Here is a 17,302-nt window from a genome sequence, read left to right on the forward strand (position 1 = left end):
GGTGACGATCAGCCCGCGTCGGATGAGTGTCCGGGGAAGAGGTGGGCAGCCGGGTCGATCACGACGGCGGCGTTGTTGACCGCGGTGGCCGCCTCGCCGAAGCCGGTCGCGATCAGGCGCACCTTGCCGGGGTACTCGGCGATGTCACCGGCCGCGAAGACCCGAGGACGGTTGGTCAGCATGGTGCTGTCCACCATGATGTGCCGTTTGTCCAGCTCCAGGCCCCACTCCGCGAGCGGACCGAGGTCGGCGGTGAAGCCCAGCGCGGCGACGACCGTGTCGACAGGGATCGTCTCGGCGGCGCCGCCCTTGACCGTGATGTCCGCGTGGGTCACCCGCTCGTCACCGTGGATCTTGGTGATCTCGGCGTTTACCACGATGCGCACCGGCAGGTCCTGCACCCGGGAGACGGTCGCCGCGTGCGCCCGGAACTTTTCCCGGCGGTGCACGAGCGTGATCGACTTGGCCAGCGGCTCCAGCGCGAGCGCCCAGTCGAACGCGGAGTCTCCGCCACCCACGATCAACACGTCGTGGCCGGACAGCTCGGCGAGCCGGGGCACGAAGTAGACCAGGCCGTCGCCGTCGAACGCCGCCGCGGCCGGCAACGGGCGCGGGCTGAAGCTGCCCAGCCCGCCGGTGATGATGATGGCGCCGCAGAGCAGCTTTTCGCCGCCGTCGAGGGTGAGCAGCGGGCGCTCATCCACGTAGGACAGCTCCTCGGCCCGGGCACCCAGCAGGTACTCCGGGTTGTAGGGCGCGGCCTGCTCGACCAGATTGGCCACCAGGTCCCGTCCCTTGATCACCGGGAAGCCGGCGACGTCGTAGATCGCCTTCTCCGGGTACATCGCCGTGACCTGGCCACCCGGCTCGGGTAGCGCGTCGATGACCGCTACCGAGAGCCCTCGGAACCCGGCGTAATACGCCCCATAGAGCCCCGTGGGTCCAGCTCCCACAATCGCGACATCGATCTCGCGCATGCGTCCACCGTAGCCTTTCGTCGGACCCGACCCGCCGCTAACAGTTGCATCGCCGGACCCGACGGTGGCACACGTCCGCGCCACCCGGCAAGGACTGTCCCGTGGTGTAGGGGATCTTGTAAGGCTAAGGCGGGGCTCAGGCAGCGTAGGGGGACTCGGCGGGGCGGCGGCGGAAGAGGATCGCGGCGACGAGGCCACCGAGGAAGCCAAAGAGGTGTCCCTGCCAGGAGACCTGGGGGTCGGAGGGGAGGATGCCGACGACGAGCTGCCAGCCGTAGAGCAGGCCGACGAGGAAGACCACCCCGAGGTTCCACCAGCTCCGCTCGACCAGGCCGCGCATCAGCAGCAGGCCGAGGTACCCGAAGATCACCCCGCTCGCGCCCACCACGACCGTGTTGGGGTTGCCGGTGAACCACACGCCGAGGCCGCTGGCGAAGATGATGAAGAGCGTCGAGTACAAGAAGCGCTTGCCACCCGCAGCCAGCACGAACGTGCCGAGCAGGATCAGCGGCACGCTGTTGCTGTAGAGGTGGTCGAAGCCGTGGTGCAGGAACGGCGCGAAGAAGACGCCGTCGAGCCCCTGGATCTCGTGGGGCACGATGCCGGCGGTGGCGTCGAAGGGGTTGCCCAGCCAGCCGTCCAGCGCCTCGATGATGAAGAGCACCGGGATGACCGCGCACATCGCCACGAACGCCCGCCCCAGCGAGGCGTAGAACGCATCGGTGCCGAAGCGGTTCGGATCGCCGCTGGAGCTGCCGCCGTAAGCCACGCCCCCGTTGCTATCAGGCTATGGCGGCCAGCGCCAAGTGAACGAAATGCCAGAAAGGGTACGCACCGGCGAGGTGCGCACCCTTTCCGCGATATTCAGCGGGTCAGTACCAGCCCACGTCCTGCGAGTGCCCCCACGCTCCGCAGGGATCGCCGTACCGCCCCTTGATGTAGCCCAGGCCCCACTCGATCTGGGTCGCCGGGTTTGTCTCCCAGTCCGAGCCGGCCGACGCCATCTTGCTGCCGGGCAGCGACTGCGGGATGCCGAACGCTCCTGAGGACGGGTTGCGGGCCTTGTGGTTCCAGCCGCTCTCCTTCGTCCACAGCTTGTCCAGGCAGGGGAACTGGTCGAGACCGAAGCCGCTGTTGAGCATCACCGCGCAACCGACCTTGCGGTTGCCGCTGTACTCGTTGCAGGAGGCGGGGATCGGGCCGGTGTACGGCTTTGGTTCCGCCTTGGCCTCCTCCTCTTCCTTCTTCTCCTGCTCCTCTTCGCGCTTCTTGCGGCTCGCCGCCTCGGCGGCCTTGCGCGCCCGCTCAGCCTCGGCCTTGGCGGCGGCGGCCGCCTTCTCGGCGGCGATCCGCTGGGCCTCGCGCTGGTGCGCCGTCGCGATCATGTGCTCGCGGTGCCGCTCCTTGATGTACTCGATCTCCTGCTGATCGGCATCGGCGGCCAGCTGAGCGCTGATCCCTTCCTGCTGGACTTCCTGGTCCTGACCGAGGTAGTAGCCACCGCCCACGCCCACGAGGAGCAGCGCGAGGGCTGACGCCCGGATGCTGAACCGGCTCCACGGCCGACTCACGAAGTGGTCCCTTCGTCGGGGCAAGGACACGGTGCGAACGGCCGTAAGGGGGACGGCAGTCCGCTCCGTGGACACCTGCTCCTGGACCGACCAATGCGACCGGTGTGGCGCGGGTGCCCGCAGGACACCATTGCGCACGGTGAGGCGATTGTGGAGACGCATCAGCCCTTTGTGACTTGCGCCACGCCGCTTACCAGGGCAAATATGGACAGAACCCAAGCCCTATCGCGGGATGTCCTCCAGCAGGTCGGTGACCACTTCGGCAATCGGTGACCGCTCTGAGCGATTGAGTGTGACATGCGCGAAAAGCGGGTGTCCCTTCAGGGCCTCGATCACCGCGGTGACACCGTCGTGGCGGCCGACCCGGAGGTTGTCCCGCTGGGCCACGTCGTGCGTGAGCACCACCCGCGAGCCCTGCCCGATCCGGGACAACACGGTCAGCAGCACGCCTCGTTCCAGCGACTGCGCCTCGTCGACGATCACGAACGCATCGTGGAGGCTGCGGCCGCGGATGTGGGTCAGCGGCAGGACCTCGAGCATCCCGCGGGCCAGGACCTCGTCCATCACGTTTTCGTGCACCACCGCGCCAAGCGTGTCGAACACCGCCTGGGCCCACGGCGACATCTTCTCCGCCTCGGAGCCGGGCAGGTAGCCGAGCTCCTGGCCGCCGACCGCGTACAGCGGACGGAAGACGATGACCTTCTTGTGCTTGCGCCGCTCCATCACGGCCTCCAGGCCGGCGCAGAGCGCCAGCGCGGATTTGCCGGTGCCGGCCCGGCCGCCAAGCGAGACGATGCCGATCGAGTCGTCCAGCAACAGGTCGAGCGCGATCCGCTGCTCGGCTGAACGCCCGCGCAGGCCGAACGCCTCGCGGTCACCGCGCACCAGGCGCACGGTCTTGTCCGGCACCACCCGTCCCAGCGCCGAGCCGCGCGACGAGTGCAGCACAAGGCCGGTGTGGCAGGGCAGGCCGGCGGCTTGGTCCACATCGAGCGCCTCGCCGGCGTACAGCTGGTTGACCTGCTCCTCGCTCAGCTCGAGGTCGGCCATGCCGGTCCAGGTCGGGTCGCTGGCCTGGCCGTGCCGGTACTCGTCGGCGTGCAGACCAACCGACGCGGCCTTGACCCGCAGCGGCATGTCCTTGGACACCAGCGTGACGTCGCGCCCCTCGGCGGCCAGGCCGAGGGCGACGGAGAGAATGCGGGCGTCGTTGGACTCGTTGCGGAAGCCCTGGGCAGCACGGACGGGTCGGCGTGGTTCAGCTCGACTCGTAGCGTGCCGCCGAGGTCGTTGACCGGCAGCGGCGCGTCGAGGCGGCCGTGCTTGATGCGCAGGTCGTCGAGCATCCGCAGGCACTGCCGGGCAAACCAGCCAAGCTCCGGGTGGTGCCGCTTGCCCTCCAGCTCGGAGATGACGACCAGGGGTAGGACCACCTCGTGCTCGTTGAAGCGGAAGAACGCCGCTGGGTCGGACAGCAGCACAGAGGTGTCCAGCACGTACGACTTTTCAGCAGGCTCCGCGGGTGCGGGCTCGGCCGAGGCGGCGCGGGTGGACTTCGAGCGGCGGGTGGGGGTGTGGCGGGTGGGTCCTCGTTGGTGGCCCGGGGGTTGGTACGGCGAGTCGTCACAGGCCTACTCCGGCGAGCGTGCACCCGGACCGCCCGCGAATCCGCCTCGTCCGGTGGCCGGAGTCACGGGGTCGGATGCGAGGTCCCGTGGCGTAAAACGCAAGGTCCCGGGCCGGCCGGATGGCTTGGGAGGACCCCGCGCCATGGGTAGAAGCTATCCGGCCAAGGCCGGCTTGGGCTAGTACGGACCGGGCGGCGCGCCGTGATAACAGCCGCATTCACGCTGGAACCGGGACCACCGGCCCGCCGGCGGCCCCGGTGCTCATGGTGTTTCGGGTTCGCTCGCTCACTGCGTCCAGCGCCGCTACTTCAGGCGGCTGGCGCCCGCTTTTGGCGCCGGCCCGCCCGACCCGAGGGCGGCTGCAACCCAGGGTCGGACGGGCCGGCTGGGAGGGGCCGACCAGGATGCGTGCCCCCTGCGCGCATCCCGGTCGGCGAGTCGTACGACCACCGGTCTGGCCGTACGACCCCCTGAGGGAGCCGTTCACCCCACGCGAGTGGAGTGCCTTCCGCCGTTGGACACGGCTCCCACGAATGAGGCGCTGGTGTACGTGGTTCCCTGCCGCACGACCACGGGCCGGGCCGGCGGCTTGCCGTCCGCCGACACCTTGACCGCCTGCGCCTCGCGGCGTCGCCGGTTCCATGCCCCGCGATCGCCGTCCAAATAGCCTTGTCGGTACCCGAACCGGTACCCGATGCGGTAGCTCAGCTGGCCGTGCAGCCGACCAGCGGCGTAGCTCGAGGATCCCAGCAGCACGACGAAGAACAGCGCGAAGAAGGGGCTCATGGATCAACCTCGGCATCCAGCAGCCGACTGATGTCCGTCATGCTCACCTCCTCGACGAGCTCCACGCTGATCCGGCAGCCTCCAAGCACCACCTCGGCCACCGAGGAGCGGCGGATGTCGCCTCCCGCGTCGTACACCCGCACGCTCAGTTCGGGGCAGCCAAGGTGGGTCCGCCAGGAATCCCACTCGGCCCGGTTGCCGACGTTGAGCGACACGTAACGCGAGCCACGGGCCAGGTACAGCCGCCAGGGGCACTCAACCCAGCCGCGACGCCTTCGGCGATCAGCCCAAAGGCGTCCGCTCGCGTCTCAACCTCGGTCATCCGTTCCCTCCTGTCACGTGCACGTGACACCATTGACTACGATTCGTCCCAAGCACGTGACAGAGCGTACGGCGTCTCGTCCGCGTGACAGCATCATCTTTTCGGCTGATATGTGCGAGACATACAGATGACCTACCCTAGCGGCGTGGCACCCCTCAAGAGAAGGAATTACCGGGTAAACGAAGGTGATGATGACCCGTCACGCGCGCGGGACAGCGCTGTTCCACAAGAAAGTGGACCGGCGAACTGGCCGTACCGTCACCCGGTGCCGGAGACGCCTGGGCGAAAGATCGCTTTCGCCGCGTTCGTACGAAAAGCGCTGGAAGATGCCCGCGCGACCCGCGCTTGGACCGGTTCGGAGGTGGCTCGCCGCACCGGCGTGTCCCGCCAGACCATCAATCGCTGGGTGCGTGGCGAGTGGGCCAGTGACCCCGAGGCAGAGCGGGTCGTGGCCTTCTGCGAAGGCCTCGGCATCAACCCCACGGTGGCCTTCGGCGTACTCGGATGGGCCGACACCGCCCCCACCCGGCCGGCACCCACGGCACCGCCAATGGATCCGGACGTCGAGGCGCTGCTGCGCCGGCTTGTCGACCCCAATGTCTCCGACGCCGAGAAGTTCCACATCCGGGAGACCGTCCGGTACCTCGCCTACCGGCCGCCCGTCCCCTCCGACTCCCGCAAAGGACGCAAAAGGGCTAGCTAGGCGCGCCAAGTCTCCAAATGGCGAAAGAAGGCTGTCCTGGCTGTCGCAAACTGCCGTGCGTGGCCTCGCGGCGGGTTACCGTCCACTTCGTACTGCTTGGGCTCGTCGTCGGCGGGGGACGGGACAAGGCCGAACACAGCCCTGCGGGACAAGAGGGAGGGGTCTTCCATGCCCCTGAAATGGAGCGCGGTCGTCGTTGGCACCGTAGCGGTCACCTTGACCGTAACCGCAAACATCTTGGTCGAAGTGCTGAGCACCAGACAGGTGCCGATCGTGGTGAATCTGTTCGCTGTCGCCGTCGCCTCGGTGACGACGCTCGTCGCGGTGATGGCCGAGTTCTACCAGCGCGTCAACGACCGGCTGAGCGCGATGAGCGAGTTCATGGTCGTCCGTCTGGCGGAGCTCGACGACCGGACGGGCGACCGCAACACTGGCTTCGTGGAGGGCTATCTACTGGGCCAGGGCCACGACAGCCACCCGGTCGGCCAGAGCAATGACGCCAGCGTGGTACCGCTGGGGTTCCGCTCGGGCCGGCGGGCCATGACCGGAAGTGACGACTGATCCTTACGCGACCGTCGAACGCCAGCTGGTTCATTCGGTACGCTGACGCGCGTGCGGTCGAACGATGCGGGCAACCAGCGCCCGTCCCGTCCCCTGACCGCGGACCAGGCGTGGCAGATCACCGCGTCTCGGGCCGCGGAATGCGTGCTCTTCTTCGACTTTGACGGGGTGGTGGCACCGGTTGCCGACGACCCCAGTGCCGTCCAGCCGGTGCCCGAGGTCATGGCCGCCATCGGCGGCCTGGCTGAGGTAGTCCAGCGGGTCGCGGTGGTCTCCGCGCGCCCGGTCGACTTCCTGCGCGAGCGCTTCGGTCACCTGGCTGATATCGACCTGTACGGGCTGTATGGCCTGGAGCACAGCCACGGATCGGGCGAGACGGTCACCGAGCCGGACGCTTTGCCGTGGGTGCCCGCGATGGCCGAGCTCGCCGAGCGGGCCCGGGCCGAGCTGCCCCAGGGCGCGCTCGTCGAGTACAAGCGGCTGTCGGTCGCCCTGCACTGGCGCACCAGCCCGCACCTGGCCGAGCAGGTCGAGGCGTGGGGCCGGGCGGAGGCCGAGCGGCTGGGGATGCGCGTGCAGACCGGTCGCATGGTGATCGAGATCAAGCCACCGGGCGACCGCGACAAGGGCATGGTCATCCGGGACGTGGCGTCCTCGGCCGGCTGCGCCTGGTACTTCGGGGACGACGTGTCGGACATCAAGGCGTTCAACGCGCTGCGCGAGCTGGAGGCGGCCGACGACAGCTTCTTCGGCATCTGCGTGGCGGTGGCCAACCCCGAGACCGGCCAGGAGGTGGCCCGGGCGGCCGACCTCACCATCGACTCGCCCCAGGCGTTGGGCAAGTTCCTCGCCGAGGCCCTCCAGACGCTGCGCGCCTGACCTACGGCCCGGGGCGCGCCGACTGAGTGGACAGTCAGGCGCGCCTACTGGCTGAAGCTGAGGGTCAGGCGCCGTAGCGGCGCTGGCGCTGGCCGTACGCGCGCAGGGCGCGGAGGAAGTCGATGTGGCGGAAGTCCGGCCAGTTCATGTCGCAGAAGTAGAACTCCGACTGGGCCGACTGCCACAGCAGGAAGCCGGAGAGCCGCTGCTCCCCGCTGGTCCGGATGATCAGGTCGGGGTCGGGCTGGCCACGCGTGTACAGGTGCTCGGCGATGTGCTCCACGTCGAGGACCTCGACCAGCTCCTCGATCGTGCCGCCGGCCTGGGCGTGCTCGCTCAGCAGCGACCGCACCGCGTCGGCGATCTCGCGCCGGCCACCGTAGCCGACCGCGAGGTTGACCTGGACCCCGGCGCGGCCGACGGTGCGCTCCTGGGCCGCCTTGAGCGCCGCGGCGGTCTCCGCGGGCAGTACGTCGAGCGCGCCCACCACCCGCAGCTGCCAGGGGTTGCCGTCTTCGGCGAGCTCGGTGACAAGGTCTTCGATGATCCGCAGGAGCGGCTCCAGCTCACTGGCCGGCCGGCGCAGGTTGTCCGTGGCCAAGAGGTAGAGCGTGACGTGGGCGATGCTCGCCTGGTCGCACCAGTCGAGCAGATGCTTGATCTTCACTGCACCCATGCGGTGGCCGTCGTTGGGGTCGACGAACCCCATCTCCTTGGCCCAGCGCCGGTTGCCGTCACACATCACACCGACGTGACTGGGCGCCGGCTTGCCGGCCAGCTTCCTGGTCAGCCGCCGCTCGTACACCGAGTAGACAAGGCTCCGCAGATTCACCTTATGCAGGGTAGGGCTTACCGGACCGATCCACTACCGGGTGCCGAGCCCGATCCGTACCAATGTTCGTGCGTCCAGAAGCCCTTCGCCGAGCCCCAACTCGGCAAGTGTGCTGAAGACCCGGGGGTCCCGGGCGGCCGCTCGGATCGCGGCCTCGACCATTCGTCGGTTCCCGCCCAGCCGCGCGGCTACCCGGCTGTGACGTAGATGACGCCCCAGCCGGCGGCGCAGTGCCGCGGTGTACCGCCCAGCGACGGAGCCTCCCGCCGCCGCGGCCTCGCCGGCCAGGGCGCCGGAGAGCACCGCGTAGAAGATCCCCTCGCCGGTGAACGGGTTGATCAGCGAGAGCGCGTCGCCGGCGAGCACCATCCGTCCCCGCCCGGCCGGCGGCCGCTTCGTGGAGAGTGGCAGGTGGTGCGCGCGCAGCCCGGTCACCGTGGCCGGGTCGAGGCCGGGCAGCAGCGCGGCCATCCGGTCGAGCAGGTGGGCGCGGGTCAGCGGCCGGCCGCGCAGCACCTCGCCGTACCCGATGTTGGCCTGCCCGTCCCCGATCGGGAACGACCACGCGTACGCCGGCCACCCCGCGCCCGAGGTCACGATCAGCTGCTCGACCTCGGGGCGGGCGGGCGCGTACCCCCGCATGGCGATCGCGATGTGCCCGTCGGGGTTGGCCGCGAACCCCAACGCCCGCCGCACGACCGACCCGGCACCGTCGGCCCCGATCAGGGCGCCCGCGGTGAACTCCCCGTCGACCACCACCCGGTCGCCACGCTCCTCCAGCCGGCGCACGGTGTGCCGCCGCAGCTCGGCACCGGCGCCGACCGCGGCCGCGACAAGCCGGGCGTCGAAGACCTTCCGGGGGATCGTGTACGCCGGGCGGGGCAGCGACCGGGCCACCTCCTCGCCGCCCGGCCCGATCAGGCGCAGTGCCGGCACCGGCCGGTAGCCGTCGACCGCGTCCGCCACCCCAGCCCGACCAGCACCTCGACCGCGTGCGGGGCGATCCCGTCGCCGCACGGCTTGTCGCGCGGAAAGTCCGACCGGTCGAGCAGCAGCACGCTCGCCCCGGCCCGGCGGGCGGCGAGGGCGGCGCTCGCCCCAGCCGGTCCCGCTCCAACGATCACCACGTCGTACGCCGTCATCACGCCCGTCCGATCGCGTAGTGAGTGAGTCCGGCGGCCGCGACGAGCGGCGCGCCGTCCTCGCCCAGCTTCCCTGCCTTCAGGGCGTCCCTCAAGTCGAGGGCGCTGCCTCCAGCCGGGCCTTGAGGGCGTCGAGTTCGGCCCAGAGGACGCCGGGCAGTTTGTCGCCGAACTTCTCGAACCACTCGGTGACCTGCGGGATCTCCGCCTTCCACTCGGCCGGGTCGACGTGCAGCACGGCCTCGATGTCCTCCCGGGACACGTCGAGCCCGTTCAGGTCCAGCGCGTCCGCGGCGGGTACGAGGCCGATCGGCGTCTCGACCGCGCCGCCGCGCCCCTCCAGCCGTTCGACGATCCACTTCAGCACGCGCGAGTTCTCCCCGAACCCGGGCCAGAGGAAGCGGCCGTCGTCACCACGGCGGAACCAGTTGACGTAGAAGATCTTCGGAAGTTTTGCGGGGTCACCGGCTCCGGCTCCAGAGCCCTTACCCATCTCGATCCAGTGCCGGAAGTAGTCGCCGGCGTTGTACCCGATGAAGGGCAGCATGGCCATCGGGTCGCGACGCACGACACCCACCTTGCCCGTCGCGGCGGCCGTAGTCTCGGACGAGAGCGTGGCGCCGAAGTAGACGCCGTGCACCCAGTCGCGGGCCTCGGTGACCAGCGGGATCGTGGTCTTGCGCCGCCCGCCGAAGAGGATCGCGTCGATCGGCACGCCGCGCGGGTCGTGGTACTCGGGTGCCAGGGTCGGGCACTGCGTGATCGGCGTACAGAAGCGCGAGTTGGGGTGCGACGACGGCTCGGCGGAGTCGGGGGTCCAGTCGCCGCCGCGCCAGTCGGTCAGGTGGGCGGGCGGCTCGCCCATGCCCTCCCACCAGATGTCGCCGTCGTCCGTGAGCGCGACGTTGGTGAAGACCGAGTTGCCCAGGTCGAGCGTGCGCATCGCGTTCGGGTTCGTGGTCCAGTCGGTGCCGGGCGCGACGCCGAAGAGGCCGTACTCCGGGTTGGTGGCGTAGAGCCGGCCGTCCTCGCCGAACCGCATCCAGGCGATGTCGTCGCCGACCGTCTCGACCTTCCAGCCGGGGATCGTGGGCTGGAGCATGGCCAGGTTGGTCTTGCCGCAGGCGGACGGGAAGGCGCCGGCCACGTACCGCACGGTGCCCTCGGGCGAGGTGAGCTTGAGGATCAGCATGTGCTCGGCGAGCCATCCCCCGTCGCGCGCCATGACGCTCGCGATCCGCAGGGAGTAGCACTTCTTGCCGAGCAGCGAGTTGCCGCCGTAGCCCGAGCCGTATGACCAGATCTCCCGGGTCTCCGGGAAGTGCGAGATGTACTTCGTCTCGTTGCACGGCCAGGCCACGTCCGGCTCGCCGTCGAGCAGCGGCGCACCCACCGAGTGCAGCGCCGGCACGAACCAGGCCTCGTCGCCCATCGCGTCGAGGACCTCGGTGCCCATGCGGGTCATGATGCGCATCGAGGCCACCACGTACGGGCTGTCGGTCAGCTCGACACCGAACATCGGCTCGGGTGCGTCGAGGGGGCCCATGCAGAACGGAATCACATACATCGTGCGGCCGCGCATGCACCCCCGGTACAGCTCGGTCATCGTGCGCTTCATCTCGGCCGGCGCCATCCAGTTGTTGGTGGGCCCGGCGTCGGCCTCGTCGACCGAGCAGATGAAGGTGCTCTCCTCGACCCGAGCGACGTCGGTCGGGTCGGTACGCGCCCAGAACGAGTTCGGTTTGCGGTCCCCGGCGAGCCGGACCAGCGTGCCCGCCTCGACAAGCTCGTCGGTGAGGCGGCGCCACTCCTCGGGCGAGCCGTCGCACCACACGATCTCGTCCGGCGTCGTGAGGTCGGCGACCTCGCCGACCCAGGAGAGCAGCTTCTGGTGGTTGGTGGGCGCGCTGTCGAGCCCTCGAACAGTCGCCGGTGGGGCCGTCATAACTGTCTCCTTTGGTCGCCGTTGACCGGAAATCGGGATGCGCGGAGCGGACGTGCCAGAGGGGGTCCAGCGCGCCGCGTAAGTCATCGGGATTTCAGCTCAGCGTAAGGCGCCCAGCGAGTCCGAGCAGCGCGGACGGTTGTGAAACTCTGCACAAAGTATGGCGTTTATGCGTTTACGCGACGCTTTTCGTGCTCCCGCGCGCAGTTTCACGCAAAGCTTCCTGCCGCACCTTCGCCTCCTCCAGGTACGACCGAATTGCCCTAAAGTTCAGACTAGATCTGTTACCACCAAATTTATCCCCTGTGGAGGCAGCGCGGTGCTGTGGCACGCCGAGGTCGAGGGTGAGCCGCCCGCCCAGGTCGCGCCTCGGCTGGGCCTCACCCCTAATGGGGTAGCCGCCCTGGCGTACCGGGCGCGGGAGCGGCTGCGTCAGATATATGCACGGAGGCGTCCAGTGCGGGGTGACCAAAGCCGGTACCCTCGACTCCGTGTCCGCAACCGTCACAGGTGAGCCCTCGGCGTCTTCCTCTCCCAGACCGGGGTTCCTGCGCCGGCTCTGGGTGCGTTTCGGGCATCTCGTCCACGAGCTGGGCAAATTCGGCACGGTCGGGATCATCGCGTTCGGCGTCGACCTGGTGTTGTTCAACATCGCGTTGACCGTGTTCAACGTGGAGTCCCTGACCGCCAAGATCTTCTCCACGGCCGTCGCGGCGACCGTCGCCTTCATCGGCAACCGGTTCTGGACCTGGCGCAACCGCGCGCGGTCCAACCTCGCCCGGGAGTACGTGCTCTACTTCGTGCTCAACGCGATAGGCCTGGGCTTCAGCCTGCTCACTCTGGCCATTTCCCACTACGGTCTCGGCAGCATGTGGCCGGCATTCAAGAACCCGATCGCAGATAACATTTCGGCAAACATCGTTGGGACCGCCCTGGGCACGACATTCCGTTTTTGGTCGTACCGGCGGTGGGTATTCCTCCATCCCGATACACAGCCCGTGCCGGCCGCGGTCACGGAGAGCAAGTAGCGGGAGTGATCTTCAGCAAACCTCCAGCCGGTCGCGGAGACGCGGCCGCCAGACTGCCGTAAGGTGGCCGAATGCGTCTTGTCCGCCTGCTACCCGAGCGTTGGCAGAAGTTCCTCAAGGAGGCGCTGAAGTTCGGCGCGGTCGGCGGCGTCAACACCGTCGTCAACTACGCGCTGTTCAACGCTCTGGTGCTGACCGTTCTCGCGGACGGGCAGCTGAAGGCGACCGTCATCGCGACGATTGTGGCGACCACGTCGTCCTACTTCATGAACCGGCACTGGACCTTCCGGGACCGATCGAAGTCCGCGATGCGTCGCGAGTACTCGCTCTTCTTCCTCTTCAACGCGGCCGGCCTGTTCATCGAGCTGGGCGTGCTGGCTGTCGCCAAGTACGGTCTCGACATCCACGGCCTACTGGCATTGAACCTGGTCAAAACCGTTGGCCTCGTGCTCGGCATGACCTTCCGGTTCTGGTCGTACCGCACGTTCGTCTTCAAGCCGCAGCCGGTGGGCGCCGAGCACCAGCACCACCTCGACCCCGTCGCCGAGATCGTCGACGCGCTGGAGGAGCCGGCGCTGGCGACGACCGTGCCGGCACAGCCTCGCAATGGCCAGGTGACGGAGTTCCAGGAGCTGACCGAGCCCCTGGAGGCCGAGCTGGCATCGCCGATCGACGACGTGGCGCTCGACGCCGAGCTCGCGGTCGAGCTCGACACGGCCCGGCGCTCGACCACGCACTGACCGGAGATCTCTAAGTACATACAGCCCAGACACACTGAGGGCGCCCCGAGGGGCGCCCTCCTTCTTTTCTTCCGACCGCCTACGGCTGCTGCTGCTGGGCCTCGCGCGCCTCACGGTTGGACTCCCGCATGATCTGGCGCATCTCCTCGTCGCCGAGCGAGTGCTTGTCGTGGTTGGTCTCGATCAGCTCGTAGAGCGTGGTCTGGACCTTCTCCACAGCAGGCATGTCGCGGAGCACCGACTGGCCACGCTCACCGGCGGACTCGATGGTGAGCGTGCCGCAGCCGAGCAGTCGCTCGATGAACGTCTGGCTCATCGAGTGGTCGTTGACCCGGCCGAGCGGGATGTCCCGCCGGTCGCGGGAGAACACCCCGTGTTGCAGGATCACACGCTCGTTCGTGAACACGTGGTGCGTCGTCCGCCAGACCAGGATCGGCCAGAGGGTCAGCCACAGCACGAGGACGAGCGCCACCGCGGCGACGACGTAGAGCGTGATGGTGCCGCCGCTGCCGTCGGGGAGAAAGATCCAGGCGGCAACCAGGCCGACGAGTGCCAACACCAGCACCAGTACCGGCCGGATCGCCTCCTTCCAATGCGGGTGCATGTGCAGCACGACGTGCTCGTCCTTGGTGAGCACGTCTTCCGGAAAGGCCACGCCTACCTCCTCATTCACATTCGTGACGGGCTGACGGTATCGGGTGCGGGCACCCCTCGGGAACGTGGAGTGCGCACATCACGGTGTCCGATGTCCGAAACACGCCCGCAGCGGCCTCCTGACCGTTTCGTCGGTGCGGTTTACCGCACGTGGACGACGTCTCCCGCCGCCACGGAGCGGCTCTGACCTTCGTCCGTGCGGACGACGAGCTGCCCTGCCGCGTCCACGGCGATGGCCTCGCCGGCCAGCTCCTCGCCGGTGGGCAGCAGCACCCGCACGCTCCGGCCGATCGTGCCGCAGTTGTGCCGGTACGCCTCGGCCAGGCCGGACGCCTCCGCGTCACCACCGGCGAACCGCCACCTGGCGTACCAGCCGGCGAGCCCGCGCAGCAGCGCCCGCAGCAGCGGGTCGCGGTCGGTCATCGTGGCGCCGGCGAGCTGGAGCGAGGTGGCCGGCCGGTCAGGGGGCAGCTCGGCGGCGCGAAGCGTCACGTTGAGGCCGATGCCCACCACGACCGCCGGCGGGCCGCCGTTGGGCACGCCCTCGGCGAGGATGCCGGCGCACTTGAGGTCGCCGACCATGAGGTCGTTGGGCCACTTGAGCACGGCGGGCACCTCGGCGATCCGGGTCGCTGTCTCGACCAGCGCGACACCGGCCAGCAGCGGCAGCCACCCGTACACCGCGGGCGGCGCGGCCGGCCACTCCCGCTCGGGCACGGCAAGGCCGGGGCGGAGCAGCACGCTGGCGGTGATGCCCGCGCGCGGCGGCGAAACCCACGCGCGGTCGTGGCGGCCGCGCCCGGCGGTCTGCGTTTCCGCGACGACGACAAGGCCCTCCGGCTCGCCCGCGCGGGCGGCGCTCGCCGCGTCGGCGTTCGTGGAACCGGTCTCGGTGCGCAGGTCCAGGCGGGTCCATGGCCCAGACTCGGTGACCAGCGCGGCCGTCAGCCGACGGGCGTTGAGCGGGGGCCGGTCCAGGTCGCTGTACGGCGAGCTCACCCACCGAGCCTAGGCCCATCCTCCGCCCTGCCGGGGTCGCAGGTACGGGACACGTAGATGGTGTCCCGCTCAGCACGCCAATTACAATGAACAGGGCAATTGCCGCGAAACTACCCTGGCAATCTGCCGATTCACCTGAAGTTACGATCCAGTAGTGACCCCTCAGGAGACCGCCACTCAGATCGATGTCCATACCACCGCGGGCAAGCTCGCTGACCTGGAGCGCCGGGTCGACGAGGCGGTGCACGCCGGTTCCGCGCGTGGCGTGGAGAAGCAGCACGCCCGGGGTAAGAAGACCGCTCGCGAGCGGATCGCGATGCTGCTGGACGAGGGTTCGTTCGTGGAGCTGGACGAGCTTGCCCGGCATCGCTCGACGGCGTTCGGGCTGGACAAGACCCGGCCGTACGGCGATGGCGTGGTGACCGGCTACGGCACGGTCGACGGCCGGCCGGTGTGCGTGTTCGCGCAGGACTTCACGGTCTTCGGCGGCTCGCTGGGCGAGGTCTTCGGCGAGAAGATCGTCAAGGTGATGGACCTGGCGATGAAGACCGGGTGCCCGGTGATCGGGATCAACGACTCCGGTGGCGCACGGATCCAGGAGGGCGTGGTCAGCCTCGGCCTGTACGGCGAGATCTTCTTCCGCAACGTACGGGCAAGCGGCGTGATCCCGCAGATCTCGCTGGTGATGGGTCCCTGCGCGGGCGGCGCGGTCTACTCCCCCGCGGTCACCGACTTCACCGTGATGGTCGACCAGACCTCGCACATGTTCATCACCGGGCCGGACGTCATCAAGACGGTCACCGGCGAGGACGTGGGCTTCGAGGAGCTGGGCGGGGCCCGTACCCACAACACCCGATCCGGCAACGCGCACTACCTCGGCACGGACGAGGAGGACGCGATCGACTACGTCAAGGCGCTGCTGTCGTACCTGCCCTCCAACAACATGGACGACGCGCCGGCGTTCGGGGCCTCGGCGTCGTTGGAGGTCGAGGAAGCGGATCTTGTTCTGGACACGCTGATCCCGGACTCGGCCAACCAGCCGTACGACATCCACCGGGTCATCGAGCACGTGCTTGACGACGGCGAGTTCCTCGAGGTGCACGCGCTGTTCGCGCAGAACATCGTGGTCGGCTTCGGCCGCGTCGAGGGCCGCCCGGTCGGTGTGGTGGCCAACCAGCCGATGCACTTCGCCGGCTGCCTCGACATCGCCGCCTCGGAGAAGGCGGCCCGCTTCGTGCGTACCTGCGACGCGTTCAACATCCCGGTACTGACCTTTGTGGACGTTCCCGGTTTCCTGCCGGGTACCGGGCAGGAGTGGGAAGGCATCATCCGGCGCGGCGCCAAGCTCATCTACGCGTACGCGGAAGCCACCGTGCCAAAGGTCACCGTCATCACCCGCAAGGCGTACGGCGGCGCCTACGACGTCATGGGCTCCAAGCACCTCGGCGCCGACCTCAACTTCGCCTGGCCCACGGCCCAGATCGCGGTGATGGGCGCGCAGGGCGCGGTGAACATCCTGCACCGCGCGGCACTGTCCAATGCGGAGGATCCGGCGGCACTGCGGGCGGAGCTCATCACGGCGTACGAGGACACGCTCGCCAATCCGTACATCGCGGCCGAGCGCGGCTACGTCGACGCCGTCATCCAGCCGTCACAGACCCGCGTACAGATCGTCCGCGCGCTACGGACACTGCGCACCAAGCGCGAGACCCTGCCGCCGAAGAAGCACGGCAACATCCCGCTATAGCAGGTCGTCGACGAACGGCTTCACGAGCAGGTAGCCGCCGAGCGCCAGCGCGCCCAGGTTGACCAGGCCGAAGAAGCCCACCCACACGATGCCGGGCACGTGCGTGATGCCGGCAAGCTGGTCGGCGTCCGAGTCGGGGAGGTGGCCGCGCGCTCGCAGCGTCTGGAGCTCGCCCACCGGGCGCACGCCGCCGAGGAGGAGGAACCACACGCTCGCGTACGCGAACACCGACTGCACGTCCGGCGAGGCGAACCAGGACACGACGAAAACCACGCCGCCGGTGACCACAATGGACACGATGCCGAATACGTTGCGAATCATCACGAGCATCGCGAGCAGCAGCACCACGGTCACCCACAGCAGGAGCCGGATGCGGTTGCCGGCGAGCACCCACGCGCCACCGAGCCCGATCAGCGACGGGGCTACGTAGCCGGCCAGCAGCGTGAAGACCATGCCCGGCCCGGTCGGCCGCCCCGCCGAGAGCGTGAGGCCGGACGTGTCGGAGTGCAGCCTGATGCCGCGCAGCTTGCGCCCGGTCACCAGGGCGAGCAGTGCGTGCCCTCCCTCGTGCGCGATGGTGATCGCGTTGCGGGCGATCCGCCACGCCATCCGGGTGAGCACGACAGCGAGCGCCGCCACGCCGGTGAGGATCACCAGCAGCAGCGGCGGATCGGGCTGGCCGCCGAAGAGCCAGTCCCAGGCATCCGTCAGACCGTCAACCGACATCACAGCGGGCGAGCCTAGCTCACCCGCTTATGAATGGGGCGGCGCCGGTGGCGCCGCCCCAT

15 protein-coding genes and 3 pseudogenes are annotated in these 17,302 nt (G+C 69.0%); 6 read left to right on the top strand and 12 right to left on the bottom strand.

The features are described from left to right. Nucleotides 1-8: 8 nt before the first annotated feature. The 6 genes and pseudogenes from Pflav_RS29950 to Pflav_RS29975 form a co-directional block, all read right to left on the bottom strand. Nucleotides 9-977, bottom strand: a complete 969-nt coding sequence (locus tag Pflav_RS29950; protein WP_173040006.1) for an NAD(P)/FAD-dependent oxidoreductase — start codon at nucleotides 975-977, stop codon at nucleotides 9-11. A 136-nt stretch (nucleotides 978-1,113) separates the two neighbouring features. Further along, on the bottom strand, nucleotides 1,114-1,746 hold the full coding sequence (locus Pflav_RS29955) for a rhomboid family intramembrane serine protease (protein ID WP_232072094.1): 633 nt from the start codon (nucleotides 1,744-1,746) through the stop codon (nucleotides 1,114-1,116). A gap of 103 nt (nucleotides 1,747-1,849) precedes the next feature. After that, nucleotides 1,850-2,548, bottom strand: a complete 699-nt coding sequence (locus Pflav_RS29960) for an aggregation-promoting factor C-terminal-like domain-containing protein (protein ID WP_173040008.1) — start codon at nucleotides 2,546-2,548, stop codon at nucleotides 1,850-1,852. 222 nt (nucleotides 2,549-2,770) lie between these two features. Then, nucleotides 2,771-4,175: pseudogene (locus Pflav_RS29965) on the bottom strand (PhoH family protein). Between the two features lie 484 nt (nucleotides 4,176-4,659). Beyond that, entirely contained in the window at nucleotides 4,660-4,962 is a 303-nt protein-coding gene (locus tag Pflav_RS29970; RefSeq protein WP_173040010.1) for a hypothetical protein, read from the bottom strand. Further along, a pseudogene (locus Pflav_RS29975) lies at nucleotides 4,959-5,284 on the bottom strand (hypothetical protein). The gene Pflav_RS29970 and the pseudogene Pflav_RS29975 overlap by 4 nt, the downstream one beginning before the upstream one ends. 265 nt (nucleotides 5,285-5,549) lie before the next feature. On the opposite strand from Pflav_RS29975, the gene Pflav_RS29980 reads away from it, so the two are divergent. The 3 genes from Pflav_RS29980 (at nucleotide 5,550) to otsB (ending at nucleotide 7,427) form a co-directional block, all read left to right on the top strand. Further along, nucleotides 5,550-5,987 carry a helix-turn-helix domain-containing protein gene (locus Pflav_RS29980; protein ID WP_232072095.1) on the top strand — a complete coding sequence of 146 codons (438 nt, stop codon included), beginning with the start codon at nucleotides 5,550-5,552 and terminating at the stop codon, nucleotides 5,985-5,987. Between the two features lie 168 nt (nucleotides 5,988-6,155). Then, nucleotides 6,156-6,548, top strand: coding sequence for a hypothetical protein (locus Pflav_RS29985; protein WP_173040014.1), 393 nt, complete (start codon nucleotides 6,156-6,158; stop codon nucleotides 6,546-6,548). Nucleotides 6,549-6,599: 51 nt separating this feature from the next. Continuing rightward, nucleotides 6,600-7,427 carry a trehalose-phosphatase gene (gene otsB / locus Pflav_RS29990; RefSeq protein ID WP_173040016.1) on the top strand — a complete coding sequence of 276 codons (828 nt, stop codon included), beginning with the start codon at nucleotides 6,600-6,602 and terminating at the stop codon, nucleotides 7,425-7,427. A 64-nt stretch (nucleotides 7,428-7,491) separates the two neighbouring features. On the opposite strand, the gene Pflav_RS29995 is transcribed toward otsB, so the two are convergent. The 3 genes and pseudogenes from Pflav_RS29995 to Pflav_RS30005 all read right to left on the bottom strand — a co-directional run bounded on the left by Pflav_RS29995 (nucleotide 7,492) and on the right by Pflav_RS30005 (nucleotide 11,346). Next, nucleotides 7,492-8,259, bottom strand: coding sequence for an isoprenyl transferase (locus Pflav_RS29995; RefSeq protein WP_173040018.1), 768 nt, complete (start codon nucleotides 8,257-8,259; stop codon nucleotides 7,492-7,494). 33 nt (nucleotides 8,260-8,292) lie between these two features. After that, nucleotides 8,293-9,401: pseudogene (locus Pflav_RS30000) on the bottom strand (geranylgeranyl reductase family protein). 91 nt (nucleotides 9,402-9,492) lie between these two features. Beyond that, nucleotides 9,493-11,346: a phosphoenolpyruvate carboxykinase (GTP) gene (locus Pflav_RS30005; protein ID WP_173040020.1), complete on the bottom strand. Its 1,854-nt coding sequence runs from the start codon at nucleotides 11,344-11,346 to the stop codon at nucleotides 9,493-9,495. A gap of 440 nt (nucleotides 11,347-11,786) precedes the next feature. Here Pflav_RS30005 and Pflav_RS30010 point away from each other — a divergent pair, with 440 nt between their 5' ends. Both Pflav_RS30010 and Pflav_RS30015 read left to right on the top strand, forming a co-directional pair. Next, nucleotides 11,787-12,374, top strand: coding sequence for a GtrA family protein (locus Pflav_RS30010; protein ID WP_173040022.1), 588 nt, complete (start codon nucleotides 11,787-11,789; stop codon nucleotides 12,372-12,374). A gap of 71 nt (nucleotides 12,375-12,445) precedes the next feature. After that, entirely contained in the window at nucleotides 12,446-13,114 is a 669-nt protein-coding gene (locus Pflav_RS30015; RefSeq protein WP_173040024.1) for a GtrA family protein, read from the top strand. Between the two features lie 79 nt (nucleotides 13,115-13,193). Here Pflav_RS30015 and Pflav_RS30020 read toward each other — a convergent pair whose 3' ends face one another. Together Pflav_RS30020 and Pflav_RS30025 are read right to left on the bottom strand one after the other, a co-directional pair. Beyond that, nucleotides 13,194-13,769 carry a PH domain-containing protein gene (locus Pflav_RS30020; RefSeq protein WP_173040026.1) on the bottom strand — a complete coding sequence of 192 codons (576 nt, stop codon included), beginning with the start codon at nucleotides 13,767-13,769 and terminating at the stop codon, nucleotides 13,194-13,196. A 140-nt stretch (nucleotides 13,770-13,909) separates the two neighbouring features. After that, nucleotides 13,910-14,767 carry a biotin--[acetyl-CoA-carboxylase] ligase gene (locus tag Pflav_RS30025; protein ID WP_173040028.1) on the bottom strand — a complete coding sequence of 286 codons (858 nt, stop codon included), beginning with the start codon at nucleotides 14,765-14,767 and terminating at the stop codon, nucleotides 13,910-13,912. A gap of 154 nt (nucleotides 14,768-14,921) precedes the next feature. On the opposite strand from Pflav_RS30025, the gene Pflav_RS30030 reads away from it, so the two are divergent. Continuing rightward, entirely contained in the window at nucleotides 14,922-16,514 is a 1,593-nt protein-coding gene (locus Pflav_RS30030) for an acyl-CoA carboxylase subunit beta (RefSeq protein ID WP_232072097.1), read from the top strand. Here Pflav_RS30030 and Pflav_RS30035 read toward each other — a convergent pair. Further along, the gene (locus Pflav_RS30035) at nucleotides 16,509-17,243 is read right to left on the bottom strand and encodes a M50 family metallopeptidase (RefSeq protein WP_173040030.1); all 735 of its coding nucleotides are present in this window, start codon (nucleotides 17,241-17,243) and stop codon (nucleotides 16,509-16,511) included. The two genes, Pflav_RS30030 and Pflav_RS30035, sit on opposite strands and share 6 nt — an antisense overlap. Between the last annotated feature and the right edge of the window lie 59 nt (nucleotides 17,244-17,302).

Origin of the sequence: Phytohabitans flavus, assembly GCF_011764545.1 — a bacterium.
In the GTDB taxonomy this organism is placed as follows: domain Bacteria; phylum Actinomycetota; class Actinomycetes; order Mycobacteriales; family Micromonosporaceae; genus Phytohabitans; species Phytohabitans flavus.